This is a genomic window from Dechloromonas sp. H13 (assembly GCF_009469615.1).
GTDB lineage: Bacteria > Pseudomonadota > Gammaproteobacteria > Burkholderiales > Rhodocyclaceae > Azonexus.
In genome coordinates this window covers 91803-104175 of the sequence record NZ_SSXX01000010.1, presented here as the reverse complement: position 1 = coordinate 104175, position 12373 = coordinate 91803, and the positions used below count along the sequence as shown (strand labels likewise).

Here is a 12373-nt window from a genome sequence, read left to right as displayed (position 1 = left end):
GATTTGAATACTTTCCGAACTTGCGTCGCAGTTCAGAAACTCTAAATCGAGTCAGCCTTCGTTCGACAAAAAAGTGCGGCTCGCCCCGCACTTTTTTTTTGCCCAGAGAATCGCCATGCCCGACATCAAACTGCCCGATGGTTCCATCCGCTGTTACGAACAGGCGGTCACCGTTGCCGAAGTCGCCGCCAGCATCGGCGCCGGCCTGGCCCGTGCCGCGCTGGCCGGCAAGGTCGATGGTGTGCTGGTTGATACTTCCTACCTGATCGAGAAAAATGCCGATCTCGCCATCATTACCGAGCGTGATGCCGAAGGCCTGGAGCTGATCCGCCATTCGACGGCGCACCTTCTGGCCTACGCGGTGAAGGAGTTGTTTCCGGAGGCGCAGGTCACCATCGGCCCGGTCATCGAGAACGGCTTCTACTACGACTTCGCCTACAAGCGCCCGTTCACACCGGAAGACCTGGCGGCGATCGAGAAGCGCATGGCCGAACTGGCGAAAAAGGATATCCCGGTCAGCCGCGAAGTTTGGAACCGCGACGAAGCGGTCAAGTTCTTCCTCGACCAGGGCGAGAAGTACAAGGCCGAATTGATCGCGGCGATCCCGGCCGATCAGCAGGTTTCGCTCTATCGCGAAGGTGATTTCATCGACCTCTGCCGCGGCCCACACGTGCCGACGACCGCCAAGCTGAAGGTCTTCAAGCTGATGAAGGTGGCCGGCGCCTACTGGCGTGGCGACCACCGCAACGAGCAGTTGCAGCGCATCTACGGTACCGCCTGGGCCAAGAAGGAAGACCTTGACGCCTATCTGCACATGCTGGAAGAAGCGGAGAAGCGCGACCATCGCCGCCTGGGTAAGCAATACGACCTGTTCCACATGCAGGATGAAGCACCGGGCCTGGTTTTCTGGCATCCCAAGGGCTGGGCGATCTGGCAGGAAATCGAGCAGTACATGCGTGCCGTGTACCGCAACAACGGCTACCAGGAAGTGCGCTGCCCGCAGATTCTCGACAAGTCGCTGTGGGAAAAGTCCGGTCACTGGGAGCACTACAAGGACAACATGTTCACCACGGCTTCCGAGAACCGCGACTACGCGGTCAAGCCGATGAACTGCCCGGGACACGTCCAGGTCTTCAATTCCGACCTCCGTTCCTACCGTGAGCTGCCGCTGCGCTACGGAGAATTCGGCTCCTGCCATCGCAACGAGCCGACCGGCGCGCTGCACGGCCTGATGCGTGTGCGCGGCTTCGTCCAGGATGACGGCCACATCTTCTGTACCGAAGACCAGATCGAATCCGAAGTGACCGCCTTCAATGCGCTGGTCAAGAAGGTCTACGCTGATTTCGGTTTCAACGATGTCGCGGTCAAGCTGGCCTTGCGTCCGGACAGCCGGGTCGGTTCCGACGAGGTCTGGGACAGGGCCGAGGACGCCTTGCGTCAGGGCTTGCGCGCTTCCGGCCTGGAATGGACGGAACTGCCGGGCGAGGGCGCCTTCTACGGGCCGAAGATCGAATTCCACATCAAGGATGCCATCGGCCGTTCCTGGCAGTGCGGCACGATGCAGGTCGATTTCTCGATGCCCGGCCGCCTTGGCGCCGAGTACGTCGCCGGCAATGACGAGCGCAAGGTGCCGGTCATGCTGCACCGCGCCATTCTCGGCTCCCTGGAGCGCTTCATCGGCATCCTGATCGAGAACTTCGCCGGTGCGCTGCCCCTGTGGCTAGCGCCGGTGCAGGCGGTCGTGCTGAACATCTCCGAAAAGCAGGCCGACTATGCCGGCGATGTTGCGCAAAAGCTGCATCAGGCGGGCTTCCGCGCCGAAGCGGATTTGCGCAACGAGAAAATAACCTATAAAATTCGGGAACATAGCTTGAACCGGCTGCCTTATCAGCTCGTCGTGGGCGACAAGGAAAAGGCGGACGGACTGGTGGCCGTGCGTACACGCGGCGGTCAGGATCTCGGACAGATGTCCGTCGATGCCCTGATCGAGCGACTCCGAGGGGAAGTCGCGGCGCGTAGTGGCACGGCTTAATTATTGTTGTTTTTGGGGGTTTCACCATCGCTCAGAACAAGGCGCATCGCCTCAACGAAGAAATCACGGTACCGGAGATTCGTCTCCAGGGTTTGGAAGGTGAACAGCTCGGGATCATGAGTACCCGTGCTGCACTGCAGTTGGCCGAGGAGGCCGGGGTCGACCTGGTCGAGATCGCGCCGGTTGCTAAGCCGCCGGTTTGCCGAATCATGGATTACGGCAAGTTCAAGTACCAGGAACAGAAGCGCGCCCACGAGGCCAAGTTGAAGCAGAAGCAGGTGCAGGTCAAGGAAGTCAAGCTGCGCCCCGGTACTGACGAAAACGATTACCAGATCAAGCTCAGGAACATGACGCGCTTCCTGGAAGAAGAAGACAAGGTCAAGGTGACCCTGCGCTTCCGGGGCCGCGAAATGGCGCACCAGGAATTCGGCATGCGCCAGCTGGAACGGATCAAGGCGGATCTCGAAGCCGTTGGGCAAGTCGAGCAGATGCCGAAGATGGAAGGTCGTCAGATGATCATGATCATCGCGCCGGCCAAGAAGAAGCAGTAACACGTAGTACCCATAAGTGCTTTCGGGTAATCGAAGCGTTTCCGCCGGGAACCACCTGACAGCATGTCATTAAGGAGCATATAAATGCCCAAGATGAAGACCAAGAGCAGCGCCAAGAAGCGCTTTTCGGTCCGCGCCGGTGGTTCCATCAAGCGCGGCCAAGCCTTCAAGCGTCACATCCTGACCAAGAAGACCACCAAGGTGAAGCGTCACCTGCGCGGTGCTGTCGCAGTTCACGAGCGCGATGCAGCTTCCGTTCGCGCCATGATGCCCTACGCGTAAGGAGATAGAGGATGCCTAGAGTCAAACGTGGTGTAACGGCGCGCGCGCGTCACAAGAAGGTTCTTGACCAGGCCAAGGGTTACCGCGGTCGTCGCAAGAACGTATATCGCATCGCCAAGCAGGCGGTGATGAAGGCCGGTCAATACCAGTACCGTGACCGTCGTCAGCGCAAGCGCCAGTTCCGTTCCCTGTGGATCGCCCGTATCAATGCGGCGGCCCGTCTGGAAGGCCTGAAGTACAGCACCTTCATGAACGGCCTGAAGAAGGCCAACATCGAAGTCGACCGCAAGGTCCTGGCCGATCTGGCTGTCTTCGATCAGCCGGCTTTTGCCGCTCTGGCCGCGCAGGCCAAGGCACAGCTCGGCGCCTGAGCGAAAGCTTGAAGAAAAAAAGGAGGCGCAAGCCTCCTTTTTTAGTTTCGGCCGCCGCTTCGCGGCTTCACGTCGGCTGCGCCGGCATGAGCCTGCTCTGAAACGTGCGTTTTGTTGGTAGTTTTGTAGCAGTTTGCAGGTACTGAAGTCCATGGACAATCTCGATCAGATCGTTAGCGAAGCGCAAGCCGCGTTCGCTGCCATTTCCGACCCGGACGCGCTGGAACAGGTCAAGGCCCGTTTCCTCGGCAAGAGCGGCCAGATCACCGAACTCCTGAAGGGCCTCGGCAAGCTGCCGCCCGAGGAAAAGAAAGTCGCCGGTGCGGCGATCAACGTCGCCAAGACCGCCGTCGAGAACGCGCTCAACGCGCGTCGCGAGGCGATCCGCAAGGCGGCGCTGGAAGCGCGCCTGGCCGAGGAAGCGCTCGATGTCACGCTGCCCGGTCGTGCCGAATCGCGCGGCGGCCTGCACCCGGTGACGCGGACGCTGGAGCGCATCGAGTCGCTGTTCGCCTCGATCGGCTTCGAGGTCGCCGACGGCCCGGAGATCGAGGAGGACTTCCACAACTTCACCGCACTGAACACGCCCGAGGATCACCCGGCGCGTTCGATGCACGACACCTTTTACCTACAGAACCCCGACGGCTCGCTGGCCGACAAGGTGCTGCTGCGTACCCATACCAGCCCGATCCAGGCCCGCTACATGCAAAAGCACGTGGCCTTGTACGGTCAACTGGAAAAAATGCCCGAAATCCGCATCATCGCGCCGGGCCGCGTCTACCGCGTCGATTCCGACGCGACGCATTCGCCGATGTTCCACCAGGTCGAGGGCCTGTGGGTGGGCGAGGGCGTTTCCTTCGCCGACCTCAAGGGCGTGATCGCCGATTTCCTCAAGAGCTTCTTCGAGACCGACGACCTGACGGTGCGTTTCCGCCCGTCCTTCTTCCCGTTCACCGAGCCCTCGGCCGAGATCGACGTCGCCTTCATGAGCGGCGCGCTGAAGGGCCGCTGGCTGGAAATCGCCGGCTGCGGCATGGTGCATCCGAACGTGCTGAAGATCGCCGGCATCGATCCGGAAAAATACACCGGCTTCGCCTTCGGCTTCGGTCCCGACCGTCTGACCATGCTGCGCTACGGCGTCAATGACCTGCGCCTGTTCTTCGAAGGCGACCTGCGCTTCCTGCGCCAGTTCGCCTGATCCCCCATTCGAGTTACGTCCATGAAATTTTCCGAATCCTGGCTGCGCAGCCTTGTCGATCCCAAGCTGACGAGCGCGGAACTCTCCCATCTGCTGACCATGGCCGGCCTCGAAGTCGAGGAACTGGCGCCGGTCGCGCCTGCCTTCAACAATGTCGTCGTCGCCCAGGTGCTGGAGGTGGTCAAGCACCCCGACGCCGACCGCCTCAACGTCTGTCAGGTCGATATCGGCACTGGCACGCCGCAGCAGATCGTCTGTGGCGCGCCGAACGTCGCCGCCGGCCTCAAGGTGCCGTGCGCGCTGCCCGGTGCTGAACTGCCGGGTGACTTCACGATCAAGATCGCCAAGGTGCGCGGCATCGAATCCTCCGGCATGCTCTGTTCCGCCAAGGAGCTGGGCATCGCCGAAGAAGCTTCCGGCCTGCTGATCCTGCCGGCCGATGCGCCGGTCGGGCAGAGCATCCGCCAGTATCTCGATCTCGACGACAACCAGTTCGAGCTGAAGCTGACGCCGAACCGTGCCGATTGCCTGTCCTTGCTCGGCGTTGCCCGCGAGATTGGCGCCATCACCGGCGTGGCGACGAACCTGCCGCAGGTTGCCGAAGTGCCGGCCGGCATCGCCGACATCCGCGCCGTCGTGCTCGACGCTCCGGAGGCCTGCCCACTGTACTGCGGCCGTGTCGTCAAGGGCGTGAACGCCAGGGCGGCAATCCCGGACTGGATGAAGCGCCGGCTCGAGCGCAGCGGGATTCGCAGCATCTCCGCCCTGGTCGACATCACCAACTACGTGATGCTCGAACTCGGCCAGCCGCTGCATGTCTTCGACGACGCGAAGCTCGCCGGCGCCGTGCATGCGCGCATGGCGAAGCCCGGTGAGAAGCTGCTACTGCTCAACGAGCAGACGATCGCGGTCGACGCCGATGTGCTGATGATTGCCGACGACGCCAAGCCGCTCGCCATGGCCGGCATCATGGGCGGCGAGGAAAGCGGCGTCACGCTGGAAACGACGGATCTGTTCCTGGAGTCCGCCTTCTTCGCGCCGAAGGCCATTGCCGGCCGCGCCCGCCGCTACGGCTTCGGTTCCGATGCCTCGCACCGCTTCGAGCGCGGCGTCGATTTCGGCGGCACGCGCCGCGCCATCGAACGCGCCACGCAACTGATCCTCGAGATTTGCGGGGGGCAGGCCGGCCCGGTCGTCGAGGCTAGTGCCGCCATGCCGGCCCGCAATCCGGTGCGCCTGCGCACTGCCCGCGCCGAGCGGGTGCTCGGCCTGCCCCTTGGCGTCGAGCGTATCGCCGGCCTGTTCAAGGGACTGGCGCTCTCCTTCGAGCAACAGGGCGACGATTTCCTGGTGACACCGCCGAGCTGGCGTTTCGACATGGAAATCGAGGAGGACCTGATCGAGGAAATCGCCCGCCTCTACGGCTACGACAACATCCCGGCACCGGCGCCGCGCGGCCGGATGGCGATGATGCGCCAGCCGGAGGCGCAGCGTCCGGCCTACCGCATCCGCCAGATGCTGGCCGATCGCGGTTACCAGGAAGTGGTCAACTTCGCTTTCGTCGAGGCAGCCTGGGAAGCCGATTTCGCCGGCAGGTCCGGCGAGAACGAACTGATCCGCCTGGCCAACCCGATTGCCAGCCAGATGGCCGTGATGCGGTCGACCCTGTTCGGCGGCCTGATTTCGAATCTGGTGACCAATCTCAAGCGCAAGCAGAACCGGGTGCGCCTGTTCGAACTCGGGCGGACCTTCCACCGCGATCCGCTGGCGGTGCCGGTCGCCGGCTTCCATCAGCCGTGGAAACTGGCCGGCCTGGCCTTTGGCGGCGCCCTGCCGGAAGGCTGGGGCAGTGGCGTGCGCAAGGTCGATTTCTACGACGTCAAGGGCGACATCGAGGCGCTGTTGGCGCCGGCGGAATTGCGTTTCGCCAAGCTGCGGCATCCGGCGCTGCATCCCGGGCGCGCCGCCAGCATTCTGCTCGATGGCAGGGAAATCGGCTGCCTTGGCGAGTTGCATCCGGAATGGGCCCAAAAATACGATCTGCCGCAGGCGCCGGTGCTTTTCGAGCTCGATTTCGCAGCGCTCAGGGCGGTAAACGTACCCGCCTACGCCGAGGTTTCGAAGTTCCCGCCGGTGATCCGCGACCTGGCGATTGTGGTCGATCACGACCTTGCCCTGCAGACCCTGCTTGACGGGTTGCAGGGGCAATTGCCGGCCCTCGTCCAGGACGTTCAACTGTTCGATGTATACACTGGAAAAGGGGTTCCGGAAAACAAGAAAAGTCTTGCGTTCCGGATAGTTATGCAAGATACTCAACGTACTTTGCAAGATACGGAAGTCGACTTGGCGATGCAGCAACTGGTGTCCTGTCTGGAGCAGGCATTCGCCGCTCAACTGCGTGCCTGACGGAAAAAATATCCATGACACTGACAAAAGCCGAGCTTGCCGACCTGCTGTTCGAGAAGGTTGGCCTCAACAAACGTGAGGCCAAGGACATGGTCGAGGCTTTCTTCGAAGAAATCCGCAATTCCCTGGAAACCGGTGACGGCGTCAAGCTCTCCGGTTTCGGCAACTTCCAGTTGCGCGACAAGCCGCAGCGCCCCGGGCGCAATCCCAAGACCGGTCAGGAAATCCCCATTACGGCGCGCCGCGTGGTGACTTTCCACGCCAGCCAGAAGCTGAAGTCCGACGTCGAACTCGCCTGCGATGGAACTTCGGCATAAGCCTCACGGTGGCGAGGAATTGCCACCGATCCCCGCCAAGCGCTATTTCACGATCGGTGAGGTCAGCGAACTGTGCGGCGTCAAGCCGCATGTCCTGCGTTACTGGGAGCAGGAATTCAATCAGCTCAAGCCGGTCAAGCGGCGGGGCAATCGCCGCTATTACCAGCATCACGAAGTCCTGCTGGTGCGTCGCATTCGCGAACTTCTTTACAATGAAGGGTTTACGATCAGCGGGGCGCGCAACAAGCTGGATGAGGTCGGGGTCGAATCGCTTGCGGTCGACCAGCAGGAAATGCCGAAAACCGCCGGCGGCCTGCGCGCCGAATTGCAGTCCGTTATCGAGCTATTGCGCCTTTGATTCCCGGTTATTTCGGGTATAATGCGCGGCTTGTCGGGGCGTAGCGCAGCCTGGTAGCGCACTTGCATGGGGTGCAAGGGGTCGCGAGTTCGAATCCCGCCGCCCCGACCAATTAAATAACCGGCTTAGGCCGGTTTTTTAATTTTATGGGTTGAAAAATTAATTAAGACAAATTAGATTGTTTCCATCATTTTATTAACGGAGGTAATCATGGATTTGTCTTCTCTGACCGTTGCCCAGTTGCGTGACCTGCAACAACAGATTCCCGCTGAATTGAAACGCCGCGAAGCCCAGGATAAGGCCAATATCCTGAATGAGGTTCGCGCCTTCGCAAAAGCCCGCGGATTTGCGCTCGAAGAGCTGGTCGGCAAGGAAGTCAAAATCAAGGTGCCGACGGGAAAGGTCAAGGTTAAATACCGTCACCCGGAAAATGCATCGCTTGAATGGACCGGTCGCGGCCGTCAGCCGAAATGGGTTGCCGAATGGCTGGCCAAGGGTGGCGCACTGGATTCGCTGACCGTCTGATAATGCGCATTCTATTAAGTAACGACGATGGTTATTTCGCCCCCGGTATCGAGGCGCTGGCCGTTGCGCTCGCCGGGCTGGGTGAAATCGTCGTCGTTGCGCCGGAGCAGAATAGAAGTGGTGCCAGTAATTCCCTGACGCTGGACCGGCCGCTTTTCCTGAAACAGGCGGCCAACGGATTTTATTTTGTTAATGGCACGCCCACCGATTGCGTTCATCTGGCCGTTACCGGAATGCTCGATTATCTGCCGGACATTATCGTTTCCGGAATAAATCAGGGCGCCAATATGGGCGACGACACCATTTATTCGGGAACGGTGGCAGCGGCGACCGAAGGGTATTTATTGGGTATTCCCTCGATCGCCATTTCATTGACCAGCCATGCCGGCGAACATTTCGAAACCGCCGGCCGCGTGGCGCGCGAACTGGTCGAACGCTTCATCAGCAACCCGATTCGCGAACCGGTGCTGTTGAACGTCAATGTGCCCGATATTCCCCACGCCGACCTGCGCGGCACCGAGGTCACCCGCCTCGGCCGGCGCCACAAGGCCGAGCCGGTGGTCTCGATGCGTTCGCCGCGCAACGAAACCGTCTATTGGGTCGGGGCGGCGGGCGCCGCGGCCGACGCCGGGCCGGGGACCGATTTCAATGCCGTCGAGCGCGCTTGCGTTTCGATCACGCCGCTGCAGATCGACCTGACCCATACCGCGCAGCTTTCGGCCATTACGCACTGGATGCGATGACGACCAACGGCCTGCACGGCATCGGGATGACCTCGCAGCGGACGCGGGCGCGCATGATCGAGCGCCTGCGCGAGAAGGGTATCCGCAACGAAGCGGTGCTGCGGGCGATGGCCGCCGTGCCGCGTCATGTTTTCGTTGAGGAGGCGCTGGCCTCGCGCGCCTACGAGGATACCGCCTTGCCGCTCGGCATGGGGCAGACGATCTCGCAGCCCTTCGTGGTCGCCCGCATGATCGAACTGCTGCTCAATGGCCGGGCGACGCTCGGCAGGACGCTCGAGGTCGGTGCCGGGTGCGGCTATCAGGCGGCGGTCCTGGCGCAGCTGACCAGCGAGGTCTATTCCCTCGAGCGACTTGCGCCGCTGCTCGAGAAGGCCAAGGCCAACATGCGCCAGCTGAAACAATTCAATGTCAGACTCAAGCATGCCGACGGCCAGTTCGGTCTGCCCGAGGCCGGCCCCTTTGACAGCATCATCGTCGCCGCCGCCGGCCAGCAGGTGCCGCCGGCGCTGCTCCAACAACTGGCCCCGGGCGGCCGGCTGGTCTTGCCAGTAGGTACGACGGAGCAGTATCTTTCATTCATCGAACGGACGCCGCAGGCTTTTGTCGAAACCCGGCTCGACCCGGTTCGTTTTGTCCCACTTCTCGCAGGAACGCAATGATTCGAGTACTTGCCCCCCTGGTTTCCGCCCTGTTGCTGGCCGGTTGCATGTCGCAGCCGCCGGCGCCGATCGTCGATCGCAGCACGTCCGGTGCGGCGCGTGCGAGTGCCGCGGCGGTGCCCGCGGGGCCCGGGTACTACACCGTCAAGCGGGGCGACACGCTGTATCGTATTGCCCTCGAACATGGCCAGGACTACAAGGACGTGGCGGCGTGGAACAACATCACCAACCCGGGCGCGATCCGCGAGGGGCAGGTGCTGCGCGTGGCGCCGCCGGGTGCAGTACCGGCGACGGCAGGTGGCGGCGCGGTCGTCGCCCAGCCGGTGACCACCGGGCCGGTCGTCGAGACGCAGTCGCTCGATGCACCGGGGGCGGGCAAGGCCGTGACGGCGCCGACAGCGGTGCCAGCACCGGTCTCCGCCGACGGCCTCAAGCGTGAGCCGCGCGGTGGCAAGGAGCCGTATTCCGACGAGGCGTATGCCCGTTTGAACCGCAATGCCGATACGGCACCGAAGACGACGCTTGCTGCGGTCGACCCCAAACCGGAGCCAAAAACCGAACCGCCGCCCGAGGCGAAGCCGGAACCAAGGCCCGAGCCGGCGGCGGCCGCCACTGGCCCCGACGATGTCGCTTGGCAATGGCCGTCGTCCGGCAAGGTGACGGCACCGTTCAGCGATGCCGGCAACAAGGGGCTCGATTTTGGTGGCAAGTCCGGCGATCCGGTGCAGGCCGCTGCCGACGGCAAGGTCGTCTATGCCGGCGCCGGCCTGCGCGGCTACGGCGAACTGGTGATCGTCAAGCACAACGCGACCTTCCTTTCGGCTTACGCGCACAACCGCAAGATCCTGGTCAAGGAAGGCCAGCAGGTGACCCGCGGCCAGAAAATCGCCGAAATGGGCAATACCGACAGCGATTCGGTCAAGCTGCATTTCGAGATTCGCAAGCAGGGCAAGCCGACCGACCCCATGCTCTATCTGCCGAAACGATGATGTCCAGGGCGGCGGAGGATGCGGAAGACGATGAACTGGCGTCAGCCGAGGCTGACCTGGAGTCGCTCTCCGAGTCCGAGCCAGAACAGGTGCCGCCCGAACTGGAACTGATCGAGGACGTCACCCAGCTCTATCTGAACGAAATCGGCGCCAAGCCCCTGCTGACGCCGGAGGACGAGGTGGCGACGGCCCGCCTGGTGCGCGCCGGCGATTTCCAGGCGCGCCAGAAAATGATCGAGCACAACCTGCGCCTGGTCGTGAATATCGCCAAGCACTACCTGAACCGCGGCATACCGCTGCTCGACCTGGTGGAGGAGGGCAATCTCGGCCTCATCCACGCGCTGGAAAAATTCGATCCGGAGCGCGGTTTCCGGTTTTCCACCTACGCGACGTGGTGGGTGCGCCAGAGCATCGAGCGCGGCATCATGAACCAGTCGCGCACCATTCGCCTGCCGGTGCACGTGGTCAAGGAAATCAACCTGGTGCTGCGCGCCATCCGCCATCTCGAGTCGGCGGCCAACCGCGAGACCTCGGTCGAGCGCATCGCCGCGCTGATCGACCGGCCGGTCGCCGACGTGCGGCGCATCCTGCATCTCAACGAGCACATCGCCTCGCTCGACGCGCCGCTGGAGATCGACCCCAGCCACACCATCGGCGAGGCGATCGCCGATGAATCGGCGGTCAATCCGGAAGCGCTTTTGCAATGCAGCGAGATGAGTTCGCTGCTCGACGACTGGCTGGGGCAGCTCACGCAGCGTCAGCGCCAGGTGATCGAACGGCGCTACGGGCTGAACGGCGTCGACGTGTCGACGCTGGACGTGCTTGCCTGCGAGCTGGGGCTGACCCGCGAGCGTGTCCGCCAGATCCAGGTGGAAGCGCTCGACCGCCTGCGCAAGATCGTCAAGCGCGGCGGCATCGTGCGCGATTCGCTGCTCTGATCACCTCACTGGCGCGGCATGCGCGCGCGGATTTCCTCGGCCAGCTGGAATACCGACATTGCGTAGAAGCTGGAGCGGTTGTAGCGGGTGATGACGTAGAAGTTGTCGAACCCCAGCCAGTATTCGGTCGCCCGGCCGGGCGAAACGAGATCGACCAACGTCACCAGCGCCTGCGGGTCGGCGTTCCCGGTGATTCCCTGTTGCGCCAGGTCAGCCACCTTCAGCGTCGGCTGGATGCCGGCCTCGATCAGGCTACGCTCGGGTTCACCGTGCGTGCGTGCCGGCACGGCGACGGCCTGGCCGGGCTGCCAGCCATGCTGTTCGAGAAAGCGGGCGACGCTGCCGATGGCGTCGTCGACGCTGCCGTAGAGGTCGATTTTCCGGTCGCCATCGAAGTCGACCGCATAACGTCGCTGGCTGCCCGGCATGAATTGCGGAATGCCGATGGCGCCGGCGAAGGAGCCGCGGACGTTGAGCGCATCCATGTCGTTCTCGCGCGCCAGCAGCAGGAACTGCTCGAGCTCGGTGCGGAAGAAGTCGGCGCGCCGCGGGTAGTGGAAGGCCAGCGTGGCGAGCGCCTCGAGCACGCGGAAGCTGCCCATGTTGCGCCCGTATTCCGTTTCGACGCCGATGATGGCGACGATGATCTCTTCCGGCACCCCATAGTTGGCGCGGGCGCGCGCCAGGCTGACCTGGTTCTCCTGCCAGAACTGGACGCCCCAGTTGATCCGCCGCTCGTTCAGGAAGCGTGGCCGGTAGCGTTCCCACGAGCGCTGGACCGGCGAGACCGGCGGCTTGATCAGTTCCAGGACCTTGGCGTTGGGGCGGATCTGGGCGAATTGCTCCAGCAGTTGATCGGCGTTGAAGCCATGGCGTTGTTCGAGGTCGCGGGCAAATTCGACCACCTCCGGGTTGCCGGCGAAGCCGGGCATGGGCGTTGCCGCCTGGGTCAGGCAGGCGCCGGCGGCGAGCAGCAGGGCGGCGAGGGCGTGTTTCAAGTCGTT

Annotated in this window: 14 protein-coding genes and 1 tRNA gene; 14 read left to right on the top strand and 1 reads right to left on the bottom strand. The window is 62.8% G+C overall.

All coding sequences use genetic code 11. The features are described 5' to 3' along the window. Positions 1-115 precede the first annotated feature (115 nt). From thrS to rpoS, 14 genes are all read left to right on the top strand, one after another. The gene (thrS, locus tag GH660_RS17200) at positions 116-2032 is read left to right on the top strand and encodes a threonine--tRNA ligase (protein ID WP_153147987.1); all 1917 of its coding nucleotides are present in this window, start codon (positions 116-118) and stop codon (positions 2030-2032) included. A 26-nt stretch (positions 2033-2058) separates the two neighbouring features. Beyond that, positions 2059-2583 carry a translation initiation factor IF-3 gene (gene infC / locus GH660_RS17195; RefSeq protein ID WP_153147986.1) on the top strand — a complete coding sequence of 175 codons (525 nt, stop codon included), beginning with the start codon at positions 2059-2061 and terminating at the stop codon, positions 2581-2583. An 84-nt stretch (positions 2584-2667) separates the two neighbouring features. Beyond that, positions 2668-2865 carry a 50S ribosomal protein L35 gene (rpmI, locus tag GH660_RS17190; protein ID WP_153147985.1) on the top strand — a complete coding sequence of 66 codons (198 nt, stop codon included), beginning with the start codon at positions 2668-2670 and terminating at the stop codon, positions 2863-2865. Positions 2866-2876: 11 nt separating this feature from the next. Continuing rightward, positions 2877-3236: a 50S ribosomal protein L20 gene (gene rplT, locus GH660_RS17185; RefSeq protein ID WP_153147984.1), complete on the top strand. Its 360-nt coding sequence runs from the start codon at positions 2877-2879 to the stop codon at positions 3234-3236. A 151-nt stretch (positions 3237-3387) separates the two neighbouring features. Then, positions 3388-4434 (top strand): phenylalanine--tRNA ligase subunit alpha, encoded by a 1047-nt coding sequence (gene pheS / locus GH660_RS17180; RefSeq protein WP_153147983.1) that lies wholly within the window; start codon positions 3388-3390, stop codon positions 4432-4434. Positions 4435-4455: 21 nt separating this feature from the next. Further along, positions 4456-6840, top strand: a complete 2385-nt coding sequence (pheT, locus tag GH660_RS17175) for a phenylalanine--tRNA ligase subunit beta (RefSeq protein ID WP_153147982.1) — start codon at positions 4456-4458, stop codon at positions 6838-6840. A gap of 8 nt (positions 6841-6848) precedes the next feature. Continuing rightward, positions 6849-7157, top strand: coding sequence for an integration host factor subunit alpha (locus GH660_RS17170; RefSeq protein WP_228276547.1), 309 nt, complete (start codon positions 6849-6851; stop codon positions 7155-7157). Then, on the top strand, positions 7141-7515 hold the full coding sequence (locus GH660_RS17165; RefSeq protein ID WP_153147980.1) for a MerR family transcriptional regulator: 375 nt from the start codon (positions 7141-7143) through the stop codon (positions 7513-7515). The genes GH660_RS17170 and GH660_RS17165 overlap by 17 nt, the downstream gene beginning before the upstream one ends. A gap of 34 nt (positions 7516-7549) precedes the next feature. Beyond that, a tRNA-Pro gene (locus tag GH660_RS17160) sits at positions 7550-7626 on the top strand. Positions 7627-7725: 99 nt separating this feature from the next. Continuing rightward, a complete protein-coding gene (locus GH660_RS17155) occupies positions 7726-8040 on the top strand; it encodes an H-NS family nucleoid-associated regulatory protein (protein WP_153147979.1) in 315 nt (104 codons plus the stop codon). Between the two features lie 2 nt (positions 8041-8042). Next, on the top strand, positions 8043-8783 hold the full coding sequence (gene surE, locus GH660_RS17150) for a 5'/3'-nucleotidase SurE (protein ID WP_153148013.1): 741 nt from the start codon (positions 8043-8045) through the stop codon (positions 8781-8783). After that, the gene (locus GH660_RS17145; protein ID WP_194266351.1) at positions 8780-9442 is read left to right on the top strand and encodes a protein-L-isoaspartate(D-aspartate) O-methyltransferase; all 663 of its coding nucleotides are present in this window, start codon (positions 8780-8782) and stop codon (positions 9440-9442) included. Before surE ends, GH660_RS17145 begins: the two co-directional genes overlap by 4 nt. Further along, positions 9439-10431 (top strand): peptidoglycan DD-metalloendopeptidase family protein, encoded by a 993-nt coding sequence (locus GH660_RS17140; RefSeq protein WP_153147978.1) that lies wholly within the window; start codon positions 9439-9441, stop codon positions 10429-10431. The genes GH660_RS17145 and GH660_RS17140 overlap by 4 nt, the downstream gene beginning before the upstream one ends. Continuing rightward, positions 10431-11369, top strand: a complete 939-nt coding sequence (rpoS, locus tag GH660_RS17135; RefSeq protein ID WP_153147977.1) for an RNA polymerase sigma factor RpoS — start codon at positions 10431-10433, stop codon at positions 11367-11369. The genes GH660_RS17140 and rpoS overlap by 1 nt, the downstream gene beginning before the upstream one ends. A gap of 5 nt (positions 11370-11374) precedes the next feature. On the opposite strand, the gene mltB is transcribed toward rpoS, so the two are convergent. Then, complete coding sequence (mltB, locus tag GH660_RS17130) at positions 11375-12367, bottom strand: lytic murein transglycosylase B (RefSeq protein WP_228276546.1); 993 nt, start codon at positions 12365-12367, stop codon at positions 11375-11377. Positions 12368-12373: the final 6 nt, after the last annotated feature.